General features: G+C 52.9%; 18 protein-coding genes. 9 read left to right on the top strand and 9 right to left on the bottom strand.

All coding sequences use genetic code 11. The annotated features are described in order from the left end of the window. Positions 1–8 precede the first annotated feature (8 nt). Both dkgA and yqhD read right to left on the bottom strand, forming a co-directional pair. Positions 9–833, bottom strand: coding sequence for a 2,5-didehydrogluconate reductase DkgA (gene dkgA / locus PMPD1_RS19150; RefSeq protein ID WP_173635545.1), 825 nt, complete (start codon positions 831–833; stop codon positions 9–11). A gap of 93 nt (positions 834–926) precedes the next feature. Further along, a complete protein-coding gene (gene yqhD / locus PMPD1_RS19145; RefSeq protein ID WP_173635544.1) occupies positions 927–2084 on the bottom strand; it encodes an alcohol dehydrogenase in 1158 nt (385 codons plus the stop codon). Between the two features lie 176 nt (positions 2085–2260). On the opposite strand from yqhD, the gene PMPD1_RS19140 reads away from it, so the two are divergent. Continuing rightward, positions 2261–3154, top strand: a complete 894-nt coding sequence (locus tag PMPD1_RS19140) for an AraC family transcriptional regulator (RefSeq protein ID WP_173635543.1) — start codon at positions 2261–2263, stop codon at positions 3152–3154. Positions 3155–3176: 22 nt separating this feature from the next. On the opposite strand, the gene PMPD1_RS19135 is transcribed toward PMPD1_RS19140, so the two are convergent. The 5 genes from PMPD1_RS19135 to PMPD1_RS19115 form a co-directional block, all read right to left on the bottom strand. Beyond that, positions 3177–3836, bottom strand: coding sequence for a DedA family protein (locus PMPD1_RS19135; protein WP_173635542.1), 660 nt, complete (start codon positions 3834–3836; stop codon positions 3177–3179). A 139-nt stretch (positions 3837–3975) separates the two neighbouring features. After that, positions 3976–5178: a cystathionine beta-lyase gene (gene metC / locus PMPD1_RS19130; protein WP_173635541.1), complete on the bottom strand. Its 1203-nt coding sequence runs from the start codon at positions 5176–5178 to the stop codon at positions 3976–3978. Between the two features lie 168 nt (positions 5179–5346). Then, positions 5347–6633 (bottom strand): TRAP transporter large permease, encoded by a 1287-nt coding sequence (locus PMPD1_RS19125; RefSeq protein ID WP_173635540.1) that lies wholly within the window; start codon positions 6631–6633, stop codon positions 5347–5349. Between the two features lie 13 nt (positions 6634–6646). Beyond that, the gene (locus tag PMPD1_RS19120) at positions 6647–7153 is read right to left on the bottom strand and encodes a TRAP transporter small permease (RefSeq protein ID WP_173635539.1); all 507 of its coding nucleotides are present in this window, start codon (positions 7151–7153) and stop codon (positions 6647–6649) included. Between the two features lie 51 nt (positions 7154–7204). After that, on the bottom strand, positions 7205–8191 hold the full coding sequence (locus PMPD1_RS19115; RefSeq protein ID WP_173635538.1) for a TRAP transporter substrate-binding protein: 987 nt from the start codon (positions 8189–8191) through the stop codon (positions 7205–7207). Positions 8192–8561: 370 nt separating this feature from the next. Here PMPD1_RS19115 and exbB point away from each other — a divergent pair, with 370 nt between their 5' ends. The 4 genes from exbB (at position 8562) to PMPD1_RS19095 (ending at position 12749) form a co-directional block, all read left to right on the top strand. Further along, a complete protein-coding gene (exbB, locus tag PMPD1_RS19110; protein ID WP_173636288.1) occupies positions 8562–9287 on the top strand; it encodes a tol-pal system-associated acyl-CoA thioesterase in 726 nt (241 codons plus the stop codon). A 5-nt stretch (positions 9288–9292) separates the two neighbouring features. After that, on the top strand, positions 9293–9715 hold the full coding sequence (gene exbD / locus PMPD1_RS19105) for a TonB system transport protein ExbD (protein ID WP_173635537.1): 423 nt from the start codon (positions 9293–9295) through the stop codon (positions 9713–9715). 199 nt (positions 9716–9914) lie between these two features. After that, positions 9915–11225, top strand: coding sequence for an MFS transporter (locus PMPD1_RS19100; RefSeq protein ID WP_173635536.1), 1311 nt, complete (start codon positions 9915–9917; stop codon positions 11223–11225). Between the two features lie 114 nt (positions 11226–11339). After that, complete coding sequence (locus tag PMPD1_RS19095) at positions 11340–12749, top strand: aminotransferase-like domain-containing protein (protein WP_173635535.1); 1410 nt, start codon at positions 11340–11342, stop codon at positions 12747–12749. Positions 12750–12753: 4 nt separating this feature from the next. Here the strand turns inward: PMPD1_RS19095 and PMPD1_RS19090 are convergent, their stop codons facing one another. Further along, positions 12754–13236 carry a YlaC family protein gene (locus PMPD1_RS19090; protein ID WP_173635534.1) on the bottom strand — a complete coding sequence of 161 codons (483 nt, stop codon included), beginning with the start codon at positions 13234–13236 and terminating at the stop codon, positions 12754–12756. 234 nt (positions 13237–13470) lie between these two features. On the opposite strand from PMPD1_RS19090, the gene PMPD1_RS19085 reads away from it, so the two are divergent. The 3 genes from PMPD1_RS19085 (at position 13471) to PMPD1_RS19075 (ending at position 17773) form a co-directional block, all read left to right on the top strand. Further along, positions 13471–14067, top strand: a complete 597-nt coding sequence (locus tag PMPD1_RS19085) for a cupin domain-containing protein (RefSeq protein WP_173635533.1) — start codon at positions 13471–13473, stop codon at positions 14065–14067. Between the two features lie 158 nt (positions 14068–14225). Further along, positions 14226–15491 (top strand): acid phosphatase, encoded by a 1266-nt coding sequence (locus PMPD1_RS19080; RefSeq protein ID WP_173635532.1) that lies wholly within the window; start codon positions 14226–14228, stop codon positions 15489–15491. Between the two features lie 203 nt (positions 15492–15694). Next, positions 15695–17773 (top strand): EAL domain-containing protein, encoded by a 2079-nt coding sequence (locus PMPD1_RS19075; protein WP_173635531.1) that lies wholly within the window; start codon positions 15695–15697, stop codon positions 17771–17773. Between the two features lie 24 nt (positions 17774–17797). On the opposite strand, the gene PMPD1_RS19070 is transcribed toward PMPD1_RS19075, so the two are convergent. Continuing rightward, positions 17798–18538 (bottom strand): FadR/GntR family transcriptional regulator, encoded by a 741-nt coding sequence (locus PMPD1_RS19070; protein ID WP_173635530.1) that lies wholly within the window; start codon positions 18536–18538, stop codon positions 17798–17800. Between the two features lie 330 nt (positions 18539–18868). On the opposite strand from PMPD1_RS19070, the gene PMPD1_RS19065 reads away from it, so the two are divergent. Further along, positions 18869–20155 (top strand): L-fuconate dehydratase, encoded by a 1287-nt coding sequence (locus PMPD1_RS19065; RefSeq protein WP_173635529.1) that lies wholly within the window; start codon positions 18869–18871, stop codon positions 20153–20155. Position 20156: the final 1 nt, after the last annotated feature.

Here is a 20156-nt window from a genome sequence, read left to right as displayed (position 1 = left end):
AAAAGCGATTAATTAAACTCGTCCGGATCTGGCCCCAGGCGCTGGCCTTTATCCAACTTGGCAATTTCACTGATTTCCGGTTTCTCCAGACGGAAATCAAACACCTTAAAGTTCTCTTCAATACGGGCCGGCGTAACGGATTTCGGGATCACCACCAAACCGCTATCAAGATGCCAGCGAATCACAATCTGCGCCGGTGTTTTACCGTATTTCTTCGCCAGGTTTTTGATAATTTCCTGATCGAAAACCCCTTTCCCGCCTTGCGCCAACGGGCTCCATGATTCGGTCTGAATCTGATGCATCGCGTTCCAGGCGTGCAGTTCACGCTGTTGCAGCATTGGGTGCAGCTCAATCTGGTTAACGACCGGCACCACGCCAGTTTCATCGATCAGCCGTTTCAAATGCGCCTGCTGGAAATTACACACGCCGATACTTTTTGTCAGCCCCTGCTTTTGCAGCTCAATCATGCCTTTCCAGGCTTCAACAAAGTTATCTTTTTCCGGGCACGGCCAGTGCATTAGATAAAGATCGACCTGCTCAAGCTGGAGTTTCTTCAGGCTGGTCTCCATCGCCTGCTGGCTATTAAGCTGATCCTCGTTCCACAATTTGGTGGTGATAAAAATGTCATCGCGCGGGACGTCGGTTTCTTGCAACGCCTGACCAATCGCTTCTTCATTTTTGTAAATGGCAGCGGTATCAATGGAACGATAGCCAACATCGAGGGCTTTTACCGCTGCTTTGCGTGCGTCTTCAATACTGGCTTGCCAAACGCCGAGGCCGAACTGCGGCATCATATTGCCATCATGAAGTTTGATAATAGGTTGATCTGCCATAACTTCTCCTTTCTGCAGGTTAACCGATACCCGACGGTATCGGTTGAACGATGAGGTTAAGTCTAGTCGAGATGTCTCTATCCGTGAGAATGCTTAGCACGCGTCCTGATAAATCTGACGGCTGACGTCGAGGGTAATGTCGCTATGCTCGCCCAGTTGTGTCAGACCTTTCTCCTCCAGCTTGGTCAACAACGTTGGAATCGAGCTGCCGTCAAGCTGGTAATCTTGCAGGCGGGTTGGTACGCCCATGGTTTCGAAAAAGCCTCGAGTTGCCGCAATGGCCGCATCAATCCGCGCGTTATCATCACCGTCGGTGATACCCCAAACGCGTTCCGCGTACTGCAACAGTTTTTCGCGTTTTTCCACACGTTTAATATTCATCAGCGAAGGGAGCACCACGGCGAGGGTTTGCGCATGATCCAGACCGTGTAGCGCGGTTAACTCATGGCCGAGCATATGCGTTGCCCAATCCTGCGGCACGCCGGCGCCAATCAGGCCGTTCAACGCCATGGTGGCGCTCCACATGACATTAGCGCGCACGCCATAGTTTTCCGGTTCCTGCAACGCTTTCGGGCCTTCTTCAACCAGCGTCAGTAATAAGCCTTCAGCGAAACGATCCTGCACTTTGGCATTCACCGGATAAGTCAGATATTGCTCAATGGTGTGGACGAAAGCATCGACCACGCCGTTGGCAATCTGGCGCGGCGGCAGCGTATAGGTGTAAACCGGATCGAGAATTGCGAACACTGGCTGGCAGTGCGGCGAATGGAACGCTTGCTTGTCGTGAGTTGCACGGCGAGTAATCACCGCGCCGCTGTTAGATTCAGATCCGGTCGCCGGAAGAGTCAGTACCGAACCCATCGGCAGCGCTTGCTTAATTTCTGCGCCACGCGTTTTCAAAATGTTCCAGGGCTCATCGGTATAGAAAGCGGCGGCGGCAATAAATTTGGTGCCGTCCAGCACGGAACCGCCGCCAACCGCCAGCAGGAAATCGATCTTTTCTGCTTTGACCACCTCAACCGCTTTCATTAACGTTTCATAGGTTGGATTGGGTTCAATCCCGCCGAACTCTTGCACATCAAAATCTTTCAGCGCGGTATACACCTGATCCATCACGCCGTTGCTCTTCACACTGCCGCCGCCAAAGGTGATTAACACTTTGCTTCCCGCCGGAATTTCATGGCTTAAATTCACGATTTGGCCTTCGCCAAACAAAATACGGGTGGGGGTGTGGAGGGTAAAATTATTCATCGTGGTTATCCTTTTGATCTGGCAGCGATGGGTTTTGTTGGACACCATTGTCAGGATAATGACCTGGCGCCTCAATGCTCATTTCTGCATGAATCTTGCCTGTTTCTGCGTAAGGCTGGAGAATTGCGCAGTAAAAAGGCAATATTTCTGCATATCATCTACAACGAGAGACGAAAATGGATCGTGACGCTATCTGTGCCAGACTGGCGCAGCAAGTTATCGCTTTACGTAACGCTGGCCGCTCATCGCTTCCTGAACTGCCCGATGTCACACTGCTGTATGGCGATACGCCCGGCGGACGTACTCCAGTAATGTACAAGCCGGGGATTGTGATTTTATTTCAGGGCAGCAAAGTCGGGTATATCGGCACCACTACCTTTAATTACGACGCCACCAAATACCTGATGTTGACCATTCCGCTGCCGTTTGAGTGTGAGACCTTCGCTTCACCGGAAGATCCGCTGGCCGGGATGACGATTCATGTGGATATGCTGCGGCTGCAAGATTTGTTGATTGAGTTAGGCGAGGACGACAGTTTTCATCCGAAGCCGCAAACACAAGGAATTCACTCCTCATTTTTGACCGAAGAGATGCTGTGCGCCACGGAACGCTTGCTGGATGCGATGGTGACCGCGCGCGATGCCCGAGTGCTGGGGCCGAATATTATTCGCGAGATCCTCTACTACGTGTTAACCGGCCCTTGCGGCGGCGCATTGTTATCGTTGGTGAGTCGTCATACGCAATTTAGCCAAATTTCCCGCGCGCTAAAACGTATCGAAAACCATTACACCGATAACCTCAGCGTAGAGTTGCTGGCCGCTGAAGTGAATATGAGTGTTTCCGCGTTTCACCATAACTTTAAGGCGGTGACCAGCACTTCGCCGCTGCAATATCTGAAAACGTACCGTCTGCATCAGGCACGCATTATGATGTTGCAAGGCGGGTTGAAGGCGAGCGCCGCCGCGATGAAGGTGGGGTATGAGAGCGCTTCACAATTCTCGCGTGAATTTAAGCGCTATTTCGGCGTTACGCCGGGGGAAGAGATGACACGGATGCGATTAACCGGCTAAGCGGTTAACCTGCGGCACGCGCTCAGGCGCGCCGCCGTTTCTTTTTCCAGATCAGCGCAACGCTGCCGGCTAAGCCGATAAACAGCAAGGCAACTGGCAGGATAATCAGCACCGCCATGACCTGGTCTTCATGGCGCTTAATAAACGGGACCTGGCTGATGCCGTAACCAAACGTCACCACAATCGAGACCCACAAAAACCCGCTCAGCCAGTTAAAGATCTGAAAACGGCTGTTTTTCAGGCCGGAGATACCCGCCATGGTGGGCAATAATGTACGGACGAAAGCCAGAAAACGGCCAACCAGCAACGCCATCAAGCCGTGGCGGTTAAACAGATGCCAGGCGCGTTGATGATATTGCGCCGGTAAATGCATCAACCAGCTTTTAACGATTTGTGTATTACCCAGCCATCGCCCCTGAAGATAACTTAACCAACAGCCGAGGCTGGCGGCGGTGGTAAGAATAACCATGGTGGGAACAAAATCCATCACGCCTTTGGCAATCATCGCGCCTGCCAACAACAACAAGCTATCGCCCGGTAAAAAAGAGGCTGGCAGTAAGCCATTCTCCAGAAAGAGAGTAATAAACATTACACAGTAAACGACCCAAACCACATCAGGATTGGCCAGTGCGGCAAAATCTTGATGCCAGAGCGCCTGAACAATCTCATGTAATACACCCATGTTGTATCCCATTCCACTTCATCTTGCGCTGTAAACGCGTAAGGCTCGGGCCAAGTGTAACCGCAAATCCCCGGCGGCACTTTGATCTGTATGATGACGTTGCCGCGAGGTTGAGGTTTTGGTTAACTTTTAAGCGTTCTCAGCGACCGCCAGCTTCCTTAATACGGGCAAACCCGGCGGCTAGATCATCAATCAGATCGTCGACATGCTCCAGCCCGATATGCAGCCGCACCAGTGTGCCGGTAAAATCCACCCCGGCAACCGGACGGATGGCTGCCAGCTCTTCCGGTTGATTAGCCAGAATCAACGACTCAAAACCGCCCCATGAATAGGCCATGCTGAAGTGATGGAAGTTATCGAGATACTGTGACAACTGATATGGGCTAAGCTTCTCCTTGAGCACGAAGGAGAACAGGCCGCTACTGCCGCTAAAATCCCGTTTCCAGAAAGTATGTCCGGGACACTGCTCCAGCGCCGGATGATTTACTCTGGCAACTTCTGGCCGCTGTTCCAGCCAGTGGGCAACCTGCAACGCGCTCTCTTCATGTTGGCGTAACCGTACCGCCAGCGTACGCAGCCCGCGGCTGGTGACATAGGCGGTGTCGGCATCAACCATTTGCCCCATTAGGTAGGAGTTTTCCCGCAGTTGCGCCCAGCAGCGTGCATTGGCAACGGCGGTGCCAATCATCGCATCAGAGTGCCCCACCAGGTATTTGGTTCCGGCTTGAATCGAGATATCCACGCCGAAATCCAGCGGGCGAAACAGAACGCCGGCGGCCCAGGTATTATCCAACATGATAATCGCCTCAGGCGCTTTGCTGCGAACGGCGGCAACGATGGCGGGAACGTCCTGCACTTCCATGGTGATGGACGCGGGGGATTCAAGGAACACCACCCTAGTGTTGGGCTGCACCTGTTCGGCGATCTCCGCACCGATGCTGTGATCAAAAAAGGTGGTGGAAACGTTTAGCTTGCTGAGGATCTTGGTACAAAAGTCCTGGGTAGGTTCATACACTGCGCCACTGATTAACACATGGTCGCCCGCCTCCACGAAGGAGAGAATCGCATTAGAAACCGCTGCCGCGCCACAAGGATAGAGCGCACAGCCCGCGCCGCCTTCCAGTTCAACCATCGCTTCCTGGAGGGAAAAGTGGGTTAAGGTGCCGCGACGGCCATAAAACAGTGCGCCATCGGCACGACCCGCGGTCGCGCGCTGTTTATCGGCAACGGTATCGAAAACTAAGGAAGAGGCGCGTTGAATAACGCTGTTAACCGAACCCTGGGTAAATTTTTTTGCACGACCCGCGCCTATCAGCGTGGTCTCGATTTTTTTTGTCGACATGCCAAACGTCCTGCCAAACCCTGAATACTCGTGTTAAGTAACTTACCACGTTTAACCAACGGGGTTTCATTGGTATTTTTCATTATCGGAATCTGCCGCCAAAAATAGTAACCGGCCCGAAACGGCGTTACAGGAACGCCGTTTCGGACGCAATCATCCTCTCTTGGCCTACATCACCCCCATCACATGGGGTAGCCACAGCGAGATAGCCGGAATATAGGTAATCAACATCAGCACAGCGAACAGCAGGCAATAGAACGGCAACATCGCTCTCACCACCTGCTCAATCTTCTGTTTGCCGACCGCGCTGGCGACAAACAGCACCGAGCCAACCGGCGGAGTAATTAAACCGGTACCGAGGTTCAGCATCATAATCATACCGAAATGAACCGGATCGACACCCAGCGCGGTGGTGACCGGCAATAACACCGGCGTCAAAATCAAAATGATCGGCGCCATATCCATCAGCGTGCCAATCAGCAGCAGCAGGATGTTGATGCACATCAGAATGACATATTTATTGCTCGAAATGCTGGTAAAGAACTCGGTAATGATTTGTGGTAACTGCATAAAGGTCATCACCGCGCCAAACCCGGCGGCGAAGGCAATTAACACCATCACAATGGTCACGGTTTTAATGGTGCGAAACAGCAAAATATGCAGTTGGTTCCATTTGAAATCGCGATAAATAAACATCGTGACGAAAAATGCCCACAGGCAAGCAATCGCCGCTGACTCGGTGGCGGTAAACACGCCGGAAAGGATCCCGCCCAAAATAATCACAATCGTGAACAGGCCCCAGAAGGCGTTAAAGAAAATCTTCACTGCTTCCTTGAAAGGAACGCGTTCGCCTTTGGGGTAGCCGCGCTTACGGGCGAAGCCGACACACATGATCATTAAACATAAGCCGAGCAACAAGCCGGGAAAAATACCGGCGACAAACAGCGAGGAGATAGTGACGACGCCGCCGGTCGCCAGCGAGTAAATTACGGAGTTATGGCTGGGTGGCGTTAACACCGCCTGGACCGAACCGCTGGCGGTGACCGCGGTAGCAAAATCGCGCGGATAACCTTTTGCTTCCATTTCCGGAATCATTACCGAACCGATTGAGGCGGTGTCGGCGATTGATGAACCCGAAATCGCGCCAAAAAAGGTGGAGGCAACGATATTCACCAGCGACAGGCCGCCGCGGATAAAGCCGACAAAAATATAGGCAAAATTAACCAAACGGCGGGCAATGCCGCCTTCAGCCATAATCGCGCCGGCGAGGATAAAGAACGGAATGGTCAACAGAGAAAATTTATTGATGCCGTTGGTGATCTGGATGATCACCGCTTCGAGTGGCAGATCGATCCACCAGGCGCCGATAAAGGCGCTGAAACCCACGGCGAAGGCCACCGGAAAGCCGAAGGCTAACAGAACTAACAGGCTGCCAATTAAAATTAATGCATCCATGATGAACTCCGAATCAGTGTGTGCCGCCGAGTAAAACCAAACGACGCTGGGTCTGCTCGCCGCAGAACAGACGCTCTACCACAAACAACAGCGTAAAAATCGCGCCTACCGGAATCGGGAGATACATTTCGCCAAATGTTACGTCGGGCAGCGAGGCCTGCGGCTGGAGCCACATGTCTTGGCACAGGCTATAGCTTGCCTGGAAAATAATGATGCAGACGGCGATCATCATCAGATCGCAGACGATCTCAGCAACGCGGCGCGCACGCGGCGGCAAGCGATCGGTCACCATGGAAACGCAAATATGCGTACCGGCGCGGAAACCGACCGGCGCGCCGATAAAGGTAAAGATAATCACGCAGACAATGGACACCGGTTCGGGCCAGGAAAGGGCGCTGTCCAGCGCGTAGCGTGCGAAAATACCGATAGGAATAACAGTGACCATGATCATCAGCGCAATCGCCGCGACAACCATGCACAACAAATACAACACATCCATCAGACGTGAATAAGCAGACATAGCGATTTTCCTGACCAGGGCGCGCCGGAAGCGAATCCGGCGCGGAAACGGTTATTTAACGTCAGCGATCTTTTTCATCAGATCCTTATAGTTAGCGCCATATTGATCGCGCACCGATTGGGTGGCTTTGACAAAGTAGTCACGATCAACTTTTTGGAAGGTGACGCCGCCCGCTTTCATTTTCGCCACTGATTCATCGTTATATTTCGCCCATAAAACCCGCTCTTCATCCTGCGCCTCTTTACCCAATTTCTTCATCAGCGCCTGATCGTCGGCAGACAATTTATCCCACGACTTTTTCGAGAACAGGATCATTTCCGGCTGAATGAAGTGGCCGGTTAAGGTGTAATATTTGGTGACCGGCATGTAGTTATGCGCCACAAAGGTCGGCGGGTTATTTTCGGTGCCGTCAACCACGCCGGTTTGCATGGCGCTAAACACTTCGCTGACGCCCATCGCGACGGGGTTAGTACCCATTGCTTTCAGGGTCGCCAGTGAGATGGGGCTATTCTGTACGCGGATTTTCATCCCTTTTAGATCTTCCGGTTTCTGTACCGGTTTTTTGGTGATCATGTTCCGCACCCCGGCATCGGTCCAGCCAAGGAACACCATGCGGGTATTCGGGTCTTTATCGAAAGCGTCAGTAATCTCTTTGCCCACCGCGCCATCCAGCACCTTATGCATATGATCTTCATCGCGGAACACATACGGCAGCGTCAGCACGCTGGTCTCTGGCGCAATGGTAGTTACCGGCGCTAATGAGACGCGAATCATATCGACCGCGCCAATTTGTACTTGTTGCAGCGTCTGGTCTTCATCACCCAGCACGCCACCGGCGAAAACATTCATTGCCAGACGCCCATCGGTGGCTTTTTTTAGTTTTTCGCCCATATGTTGTAAGGCCACCACGGTGGGGTAACCTGCAGGTTGTACTTCGGCAACTTTAAATACCGTTGCCGCGCCCGCAACCGAGGTCATGGATGCCATCAGAGCGGCGGAAGCCAGGGAAATCGCGAGTAGCTTTTTTTTCATCATCATTAAATGTTCTCCAGCGCGTGATGAGAATCTATTTTTTGCCATAGCGTTAGTAGAGGTATGAGGTCTGATGCCACGAGGGCTGATTTAATATAGAGAAATTGCGCTGGTTAAAAATTGGCTTCATGTCAATTGGATGAGTCTCATCACATTATTGAAACGTTGTTTTAATAATTTTCCATGTAGCATCACAAAAGCAAAACATGTCCTGAATATCCATTACCTGCGCGCGGCGAAAACGCGCCGACGCGTCGTAATGTTTGTAAATAATAATGAGAACTACTATCAATTCACGCCTAATTTGGTATGATCCGCGCTGGTTCTGATAATGCTTAATTAAGGTTGGAGAAACAGCGTGGTAGCCAGTGATTTGATGCAAACGGACCTTTCCGTTTGGGGCATGTACCAGCATGCGGATATCGTGGTAAAGACGGTAATGATTGGATTGTTGTTGGCATCCGTTGTCACCTGGGCCATTTTCTTCAGTAAATTCGCCGAGTTAACGTCGGCAAAGCGCCGCATTAAACGTGAACAACTGGCGTTGTCTGACGCGCGTTCTCTGCGTCAGGCAGCGGAAACCTGCGGCGGTTTTTCACCGCGCAGCTTAAGCACGCAACTCCTCAAAGAAGCGCAGAATGAGCTTGAGCTCTCTGCCGGCTCTGCTGATAACGATGGGATTAAAGAACGTACCGGTTTCCGTCTGGAGCGCCGGGTGGCGGCCTTTAGCCGTTATGCCGGGCGCGGTAACGGTTTCCTCGCCACCATCGGCGCCATTGCGCCATTCATCGGTTTGTTCGGTACCGTGTGGGGCATTATGAACAGCTTCATCGGCATCGCCAAAACGCAAACCACCAACCTGGCTGTCGTAGCGCCCGGTATTGCCGAGGCGTTGTTAGCAACCGCGATTGGTCTGGTGGCGGCGATCCCGGCGGTGGTGATTTACAATATTTTCGCCCGTATGATCGCCAGCTATAAGGCATCGTTAGGGGATGTCGCCGCCCAGGTTCTGTTATTGCAAAGCCGGGATTTAGATCTCGCCAGCAGCGGCGAAAGCGAGTCGCAACGCGTACATGCCGCCCAGAAACTGCGGGTAGGTTAAGCATTATGGCAATGCGATTGAATGACGATCTGGATACTGATGGTGAAATGCATGAGATCAACGTCACGCCATTTATCGACGTGATGTTGGTGTTGTTAATCATCTTCATGGTTGCAGCGCCGTTGGCGACGGTGGACGTCCGCGTTAATTTGCCCGCTTCAACCAGTGCGCCGCAACCGCGTCCTGAAAAGCCGGTCTATCTGTCAATTAAAGCCGATAAGCAACTGTATATCGGCAATCAGGCGGTCACCAAAGAGAACCTGGTGGAAACGCTGAATGGCGAAACGGAAGGGAAAAAGGACACCACCATTTTCTTCCAGGCGGATAAAACCGTAGATTATGAAACCTTAATGAATGTGATGGATTCTTTGCGTCAGGCCGGTTATTTAAAAATTGGTTTGATGGGTATGGAAACCGCCAACAAATAACTAAGCGCCGGATATTTCCGGCGTTTTTTTTATCCCGCTTCGTTTTTCTTCTTTTCCCTTCAGGCCATTAGCCACATATTTGTTAATTTTTAGTTACTAAAATTGGTATTTTTGTAAATCACAATGGTGACTTTCGTCACGTTAAAACCGTGCTTCTCAGGCTAAAAGGGAAAAACACAAGGAAGCCGGGATATATTCAATGACCTCTGCATCAAAAACATCGCAAAGCGGTGCGAAAACCATCTTTAGCGTTACCAGCGGTAATTTTCTTGAGATGTATGACTTTATGGTGTTTGGCTACTATGCCTCCGCCATTTCCAAAACCTTCTTTCCGGGAGACGATCCCTTCGCCTCACTAATGCTGACGCTGATGACCTTTGGCGCCGGCTTTTTGATGCGCCCTTTGGGCGCGATTGTGCTTGGCGCCTATATTGACCATCATGGGCGGCGTAAAGGGTTGTTAGTGACCCTGGGATTGATGGCGGTAGGTACGCTGACTATCGCTTGCGTGCCTGGCTATGCGACGCTGGGCGCGGCGGCGCCGATCCTGATTTTGCTGGGGCGCTTATTGCAGGGCTTTTCTGCTGGCGTTGAGCTGGGCGGCGTCTCGGTTTACCTGTCCGAAGTCGCCCCGAAAGGGCGTAAAGGTTTTTATGTTAGTTGGCAATCCGGTAGCCAGCAGGTGGCGGTTATCTTCGCCGCGCTGTTGGGGTTGTTGCTGAACCATGTGTTGGAAAAAGACCAGGTCACCGAATGGGGCTGGCGTATCCCGTTTGTGATTGGCTGCATGATTGTGCCTTTTCTGTTCTGGGTCCGGCGTATGCTGGAAGAAACCGAGGCGTTTAGCCAACGTAAACACCATCCATCGATGAGTGAAATTATGCGCTCGGTGGCCAGTAACTGGGCGCTGGTGCTGGCCGGGATGCTGATGGTGGTAACCACTACGGTGATGTTTTATATGATCACCGCCTTTACGCCAACCTTTGGTAAAACCGTCTTGATGATGAGTGATAAGGCGAGTTTTCTGGTAACGCTGTGCGTCGGCATTTCCAACCTGTTCTGGCTGCCGGTAATGGGCGCGTTGTCCGATCGGGTAGGGCGGCGGCCCTTGCTGATTCTGTTTACCATCCTGATCGTGTTAACCGCCTGGCCGGTGCTGCACTGGTTGGTGGGGTCGCCTACGCTGATGCATTTGCTGGAGGCGGAGCTGTGGCTCTCCTTCCTGTACGCCAGCTATAACGGGGCGATGGTGGTGTATTTGGCAGAGGTGATGCCGGTTGAGGTTCGCGCGTCCGGTTTCTCAATGGCGTACAGTCTGGCAACCGCGTTGTTTGGCGGGTTTACCCCTGCGGTATCCAGCTACTTGATTCATGCCACCGGTGATAAAGCTATGCCTGGCGTTTGGCTGACGTTCTCCGCCATCTGCGGCCTGATTGGGACGTTAGTGATTAAGCGGTTGATTAAGCAATACCACGCACGCCATGCAACCGCGCCGGTGACCGCGATGTAGCCGCGCGCAACGGCAACATACTAATAGCCGATGTTTTTTCCAACATCGGCTTATCAGACCCGTTAAATAAACCTATAATAGTTTCCTGACTCCCTCATTTGACCTGTAACAGCCGTGGCAAAATACCAACAACTGGTGCATCAAATCCGCGCGCAAATTGAAGCGGAAGTTTGGCAACCGGGCGAAAAACTCCCTTCACTACGTGAACAGGTAAGCCTGAGCGGCTTAAGCCTAATGACGGTGATGCACGCGTATCAAGTGCTGGAGAGTCAGGGGTGGATTGCTTCACGCCCGCAGTCAGGTTACTACGTCGCGCCGCGCGCCGAGTTTCTTAGCCAACCGGTTTCCCACCAAAAAGTACAATTGGCGGAAGCGGTGGATATTAATGCGTTTATTTTTGATGTGTTACAAGCCTGCCGCGACCCGCTGATTATCCCATTCGGATCGGCATTCCCCGACCCTGAATTGTTCCCACAGCGCCAATTAATGCGCTCGCTGAACAGTGTGTCGCACAATCTGACGCCAGGTGATGCTATTCATAACCTGCCGCCGGGTAATGAGGCGTTACGTAAAACGCTGGCCCAGCGTTATGCGCAACAAGGCGTGACGGTATCGCCAGATGAGATAGTGATTACCAATGGCGCGATGGAGGCGCTCAACCTGAGTCTGCAAGCGGTGACCGAGCCGGGCGACTGGGTGGTGATCGAAAACCCGGCATTTTATGGTGCGTTACAGGCCATTGAGCGGCTGAAGTTGAAAGTGGTGGCGATTGCTACCGACCCACAGCATGGGATGGATTTAGAGGAGTTACAACAGGCGTTAACACGCTGGCCGATCAAGGCCTGCTGGCTGATGACCAACCAACAAAACCCGGTCGGGTTCACCTTAAGTAAGGCGAAAAAGCAACAACTGGTGGCGCTGCTGGAGTCGCACCACGTGGCGCTGATTGAAGATGATGTCTACAACGAGCTCTATTTTGGCGGAGAAAAGCCGCTACCGGCAAAAGCCTTCGATCAGCAAGGCAACGTGCTGCACTGCTCGTCTTTTTCGAAAAATCTGGTCGCCGGGTTCCGCGTCGGCTGGGTGGCGGCGGGGAAACAGGCGCAGCGTATCCAGCGTTTGCAATTAATGAGCACGTTGTCCACCAGTGCGCCAATGCAGTTGGCGTTAGCCAATTATCTCGGTACGCGCAGCTATGATAGCCACCTACGCAAATTGCGGCAGATACTGGAACAACGCAAAAATTTGGCGCGCCAGTCTTTGAAGCGGCACCTTCCGTATGGCGCGCGGATTAATGATTCACGCGGCGGTTATTTTTTATGGATTGAATTACCGAAGCAGGTGAATGCCACCGAACTCTATTACCGCGCGCTGGAGCATAACATCAGCATCGCGCCCGGCAGTATGTTCTCCTCCGGGCAGCAGTACGCTAACTATTTTCGGTTTAATGCTGCCTGGGCATGGGATGACGCGCAAGAAGCGGCGGTAGCCATTTTAGGCGGCCTGATTGCCGCCATGATGTGAGGAATTAAACCGACGCGGCGCGCGCATGGCCCCACGTGAGGGAATAGACGTCATAAAAATCCACTTCGCCTTTGAGCGAAAGTAATTTTTTAACGCCTTCTTTCACGTTATCTGGCGTAGTGGGATGGTTAAGGATCTCGCTAACCGCCTCATCGGACAGCGTGCGGACATAATACCATTCGCCGTTATAACAAACCCGCAGGTCAAGGGTGTCAATATCCTCAAAACGGTATTTGGGATTAATGTCCAGCAGCATTAAAAAACTCATCAGCAGGACAAACACCGTCGCGCCCCAAAACGCGGGCCAGCCAAGAAATTCGGTGGTAAAAATCAATGCCACGCACAGCGCGTAGCAAACGTACATGGTGAGCCATAAGCCCGGATGCGTTTTGAGGAAGTTAAAGCTGAAACGCGGTTTATTGTCGCGTAACTCCTCGCGATTTAAGGTGTCGATTTCGCGCAGCAGGATTTGTTTAATAGCATCCATTTTTTACCTCGATCAGGAACGCATAGCCAGTTTACAGTAGAGCATGCTTTTAACGATTATGGCAGACACAGATGGCACCGGTTTAGCTATAACAGTTTGCGGTATGCCGGGAGTAATTTGACTTAACTCATTCTGCTTAAAGACTTTTGTAAAGATGGCTGCAATGATTTTGTTGCTTGTCTGTTAATTGATGCCACACTAACAATAACAATATTCCTCACCAGGATACGCGCTATGTTTCCCGCAAACCGTTTACTGATGGCGACCATGTCTTTTGCTGCCGGTACCTTTTTTTCCGGCACCTCAAACAATCCCCAGCACCTGATGTTGGCTGCGCCCTCCAATGGTGTCCCGAACAATCCATTACCGCTGATCATTTATCCGCAAGTGGTGCCAGAGGAGACGGAGGATTTTGCCGCCTGGTTTGAGGCGCTGTTTGCCAGCCATGATTGGCCGCCGCGTTGGCGCTATCCGGTATTTCCGTATACCCATTATCACCCCAATACACATGAACTGCTCGGTGTTAGCGCTGGCTGGGCAGAGATACTGTTTGGCGGCGAAAGCGGGCGTATGGTGACATTACGCGCCGGTGATGCGGTACTTATTCCGGCGGGGGTTGGGCATCGACAAATTTCCGCCAGCGATGATTTTTTCTCGGTGGGCGCCTATCCGGCCGGTATGGAGCCGCAAACCTGGCGTGATGATAAAACTAAGCTGACGCAGGCCATCGGGCAGATTAAACAGGTTCCGTTGCCGCAAACTGACCCGATTAGCGGTGGGGAGGGCGCGTTAGTAGAAATCTGGCATCCTATTGCCCGCCAGCAGCGGTAAAGCCCGGTTTATCTTTATCGCCCCTTGTTGACCCGCGCCTCGCGCTTAATCAAACAAGCACACCCTTTTTTGGCGCGGAAATAGCGTGATTGCAATAAAAACGTCATCACAACGCTTTAACCTGGCTCAGCCAGGTTTATTTTTTTATAAGGGGTTATATGCGTTTCACTCTTTCATGCATTGCCGGTTCGTTGCTGATTAGCCAACTGGCCGTTGCGCAGCCGATTGACCCGGCACGCGTCGCCGCGATTGTCGATAACACCACGCCAGCCAGCGATAGCCCGTCATTTATCGCGCTGGAAGCCGAGATCCTGAGCGATTTGCGTAGCGCGCTACGCGGCAGCGCGCCGACCCTCACGCGCGACCAGCTTGCAAAAGCCAGCCAAAGTTCGCAACTGGCGGATAAAGCGTGGTTAAAAGCCAGCGGCTATGATTTTAACTACCCAAGCCAGCAGCAGGCCGGCATTGCGCTACTGGAGTCGTTTAACACGCTGCCGGCCTCAACCAAAGCGCAAAGTGAAGCAACGGTCACCGCCATTAATCGCGATGCGACGCAAAGCACTCGTGAGCAGGCGCTGGCGGATGCGGAAGGCATTAACCACCTCTATTTCCTTGCCGATGCCTTAGGCCCGACGCTGGGCCAGGCTTTTTTGCGTGCCTATAACAAGGGCGAATTGCGTAAGGCGGCCGCTCTAATTAAGGCAACGGAAGTCAGCACCAATGCGGCGAAAAAACATTTCAACTATCCACGTCCCTTCCTGCAACCGGGCAATACCATTCATTCAGTACCGGACAATGTAGTGGTAAAAGATAATGTTCCCTACGGCGCCGATGGCGGCGCATTTCCGAGCGGACATACCAACACCGGCTACACCGATGCGTTACTGTTAGCTGAAATGATCCCGGAACGCTTCGTACCATTGATCGATCGCGGCGCGCGCTATGGCTACTCACGCATTGTACTCGGCGTCCATTATCCGCTGGATGTGATCGGCTCGCGAATGGTGGCTGAACGCAACGTGGCACATTACCTTAATGATGCCCACTATCGTCCACTGTTCGAACAGGCGAAAAGCGAACTGCGCGCCGCGCTGGAAAAAGAGTGCGGTATGCGCTTAGCGCAGTGCGCGGCCAGCTCGGCGACTGACGATCCGTATCGCGACCCATCAATGAAGACTTTCTACCAGTTCACCATGACCTACAATTTACCGCGCATTGCGGCAACCAGCGCCGCTGTTCGTGTGCCGGATGGCGCGGAAGTGTTACTGGAAGGGCCGCTACCGCAACTCAGCGCGGCGCAACGTCGCCAGTTAATGGTACGCACCGCGTTAGCCGATGGTTATCCACTTTCCGGCGGCGTCGGTGAACAAAACTTCTGGCAGCGTCTAAACCTGCACGATGCGGCGATGTCCGCGCACCGCTAACGGATCTCTCCGGGTTCCCGCGTAGTGCTTGTGCGCGGGAATCTCACATAGGGCGTACTGTTAAGCCTAATTCATCTTTTTCCCGCTGAATATCTGCCATGCGCCGCCGATAACCGCATAGAGACGCCGTATTCCTGATATCCGCCCGGCGGAGCCAGGCGTGCGGAGACGGGTGACATCTAAGCCGCAACCGGGCGCAAACTATGAATAATAATTCCGATGTAATGTATCGCTTGCTGGTGCAAAGCGTGGTCGACTACGCCATTTATATGCTTAACACGGACGGTACGGTCGCCAACTGGAATACCGGCGCGCAACGCGCCAAAGGCTACCGCGAGGAGGAGGTGCTGGGGAAACATTTTTCCCTGTTTTACAGTCATGAAGAGCGGTTAAATAAAGCGGCGGATGCCAATTTAGGGATTGCTTTAAAAACCGGGCGCTATGAAGGCGAAGGGTGGCGTTATCGCAAAGATGGCAGCGCGTTCTGGGCGCATGTCGTGATCGATGCCATCTATGATGAACAGCGTCGGCTGCTGGGGTTTGCCAAGGTCACCCACGACATTACTGAACGCCGCGAATACGAGCAGCAGATTACCCGCGCACGTGATTTAGCCGTTGCGCAAAGCGAAAGCGTCACCTCGATTTCGCGTTTCCTTGACACCGTGATCGGTAACATTCCCTCCTGTGTGATTGTGGAAGATGCGATCACCCGAAAAATTCTGCTGGTTAACCGCAAAGCTGAACATCTGTTCGGGACGGTGAAAAGCAGCATGCAGGGCAAAAAGCCGCATGAGTGTATGACGCCGGAATTAAGCGATTATTTTAATGCGCTGGCCGATACCGCGTTACGCAGCGAAGGCATTCATAAAAGCGAGCAGCAACTGCTCACCGCGCACGGCGAACGCGTATTACATACGCGTGCCGCGATGATTCACGGCGGAGATGCGCGTACCCATTATGTGATGTTGATTGTTGATGACGTGACCGATCAGCGCGAAGCGGATGCGCGTATCCATCATATGGCGCATCACGATAATCTCACCAGTTTACCCAACCGCGTATTATTCCGGCAGCGCCTGAGCGATGCGTTACGTCAGGACGGCGCCAATGCGAAGCGGACGGCGACGCTGTGCCTTGATCTGGATAATTTTAAAAACGTTAACGACGCTTTAGGGCATCAAATCGGCGACGAATTACTGCGCTCAATCGGGCGACGCTTGCGGGCGGTATTGCGTGAGCAGGATACGCTGGCACGTATTGGCGGCGATGAATTTGCGATTGTGTTACCGGGGCTAACGGAGAATGCCGAGGTGGATGCTATCGCCAACCGTTTAATTGAAGCGGTTCACCCGCCGGTCAATATTGAAGGGCACCATCTCTCGGTTGGGCTGAGCGTTGGGATTGCGCTGGCGGAAGGGAAGCTCGCCACGCCCGAACATCTGCTGCGTTGCGCCGATATGGCGCTGTACGAAGCGAAACGCAATGGACGTAATCGGTTTGAGTATTTTACCGCCGCGATGGATGAGATGGCGCGTATGCGCCGAACCATTGAGAATGATCTGCGTGATGCCATTTCAGGACGCCAATTGCGTCTCTACTACCAACCGATCACCGATGGAGAATTGAAAACCATCCTCGGTTACGAAGCGCTGATGCGTTGGCACCATCCGCAGCGCGGGATCATTCTGCCCGGCGATTTTATTCCAATTGCGGAGGAGACGGGCTTAATCCACAGTCTTGGCGCCTATGCGTTGTATGAAGCGTGTCGTGAAGCCAAAAGTTGGACGGGAGAACAAACGGTATCGGTCAACTTGTCGCCGATACAGTTTAAAAACAGTGGGTTAATCTCGATCGTTGAAGGGGCGTTACAAGAGTCCGGCTTGCCGCCATCCCGGCTGGAAGTGGAGATTACCGAGTCGGTGTTGCTGGATGATACGTTAGGCAATATCCGTACCCTACAAAGCCTGAAAGCGCTGGGGGTATTGATTGCGCTGGATGATTTCGGTACCGGTTACTCCTCGCTGAGTTATTTACGGTCGTTCCCGTTTGATAAAATTAAAATTGATAAGTCATTTATTAACGATATGGCCGACAGCCGGGAAGCGTTAGCGATTATCCGGGCGATTACCGGTATGAGCCGCAGTCTGGATATTCAGATTACCGCCGAAGGGGTCGAGAGCGCCGAGCAGTTTGCGAAGCTGCGAGAAGAGGGATGTACCCTCTTTCAGGGCTATCTGTTTGGCCGCCCGCAACCGGCGGAGACGCGCTTAACCAGCCTGTAATCACGCGTTAAGCGCCAGCGGGCGCTATTCACGCGAAAAAATCGCGATCACCTGATCGAGGTGGTTTTTCATTGCGCTGCGCGCACGCCGCGCATCGCGCGCTTCCAGCGCCTCAAGGATCGCCAGATGTTCGATCTCCGAACGGTGCGGCATATCCTGTGGCGTGTAACGGCGTTGTAGCATGCGAAACATGGTGCCGTACCGGTGCCCGAGGAGATGCGCGATGATAAACGCATAGGTTTGGTTGCCGCTGGCCTGAGCGATACGGATATGGAACAGGCGATCGCCGGGATGCGTGTGCGAACCGGCGAGATTGTCGGCGCGGTTCTGTTCCCACGCGGCGCGAATCAAGGTGAGGTGTTCTTCACTGGCGTTACGCGCCGCCAACGCGGCGGCTTCCGGCTCAATTAACCGGCGCGCCTGCAACAGTGAAAAGGGCGGTAGCTCGGCATTAAAATCAATATCAATGCCTAGCTCATTGTCCACTTCTTGCCCGGAATTAGGCGAGGGTTGTTGCCGGGCGCTGCCGGTAGGCCGAGCCTTGACCACCACGCCGTTACCTACTTTGACATCTACCAAACCCACCACTTCGAGCGCAATTAACGCCTCTCGCACCGAAGCGCGGCTCACCTGTAACTGACGAGCCAATTCGCGCTCTGCCGGTAACCGGCTGCCGGGCGGAAATTCGCCTTGTTCGATTAAATCCCGCAATTGATCGGCTATTTGCCTGTAAATTCTTGGGTTTTCCAGTCTGGTTATCGGCATGACGGCGACCATCCTTTGAGTTGTTTAAGCGATTCAGCCTGCATTTTACGACGACATCGTTTGGTGCTTTTGTTGTTTTTATGTAATTACTTGGTTAAGGAAAAGTGGTGCGACAGATTTCATGGTAACAAAGCTTAGACCAGAACGCTGCATAAAAACGCCGTTGATGGCCTGACCTTTGTACCGCTATCGCTGGTGAATAACGAGCGCTTTTTTACTCACTCAATGGCCTGACCATTAGGCCATGCAGAGAAGGAAAGCCGCCACCGTCGCTTCCGTTATTGTCGGCTGAACCTTAAGGCCGAAATTGTGACATGACATGAGGTAACCATGACCGTTATTACGCAATTGCGCGTTGAAGATGTGCGCTTTCCAACATCGGCTCATCTTGATGGATCCGATGCGATGAACCCCGATCCGGATTATTCGGCAGCCTACGTCATTCTGGAAACCGACAGTCCAGACCTGAGCGGTTATGGTCTGACGTTTACTATTGGTCGCGGCAATGAAATCTGTTGTGCGGCGATCGAAGCGCTGTCGGCGCTGGTGGTGGGGCGTTCGCTGGAATCCATCGCGGCTGATATGGGGCGCTTTTGGCGTGAAATCACGGGCGACAGCCAATTACGTTGGATCGGGCCGGATAAGGGCGCGATCCATCTGGCAACCGGCGCGGTGGTCAATGCGGTGTGGGATCTGTGGGCCCGTTCGGAAGGTAAACCGGTGTGGCAATTGGTGGCGGATATGACGCCTGAAGAGCTAGTCCGGTGTATTGATTTCCGCTACCTGACCGACTGTATTACGCCGCAAGAAGCGCTGCAATTGTTGCAAAAACGCGCCGAAGGCAAAGCACAGCGCCGGGAGGCATTAGCCGCGCATGGTTACCCGTGCTACACCACCTCCGCTGGTTGGCTGGGCTATGACGACCAGAAACTCCGCCGTCTGTGCCAGCAAGCCATCGATGCCGGTTTCTCGCATATCAAACTGAAAGTGGGCCACGACCTGGAAGATGACATTCGTCGTGTGCGCATTGCGCGTGAAGTGATTGGCCCGGATCGTCAGTTAATGATCGATGCCAATCAAGTCTGGGAAGTGGACGATGCGATCCGCTGGGTGAATTCATTGGCCTTCGCTAAGCCGTGGTTTATTGAAGAGCCGACCAGCCCGGATGATATTGAAGGCCATCGCAAAATCCGTGAAGGGGTACACCCGGTCAAAGTCGCCACTGGCGAAATGTGCCAAAACCGCATAATTTTCAAACAGTTAATCATGCGCGGTGCAATCGATGTTGTACAGATCGACGCGTGTCGTCTGGGGGGCGTCAACGAAGTGCTGGCGGTGATGTTAATGGCGGCGAAATACAACTTGCCGGTGTGCCCACACGCGGGCGGCGTGGGGTTGTGTGAATACGTCCAGCATCTGTCGATGATCGATTATCTGGTGATTGCCGGTAGCCACGAAGGACGAGTCATTGAATACGTCGATCACCTGCATGAACACTTTAAACATCCCTGTGAGATTAAAGGCGCGGCCTATATGCCGCCGCAGGCGCCGGGCTTCTCGATCGAAATGTATCCGGCCTCAATTGAGCAATATCGCTTCCGGGGGCGCCAGGCATGAG

This window comes from Paramixta manurensis (assembly GCF_013285385.1).
GTDB lineage: Bacteria > Pseudomonadota > Gammaproteobacteria > Enterobacterales > Enterobacteriaceae > Paramixta > Paramixta manurensis.
The sequence above is the reverse complement of the archived record's forward strand: the minus strand, read 5'-3'. Positions and strand labels throughout refer to the sequence as shown.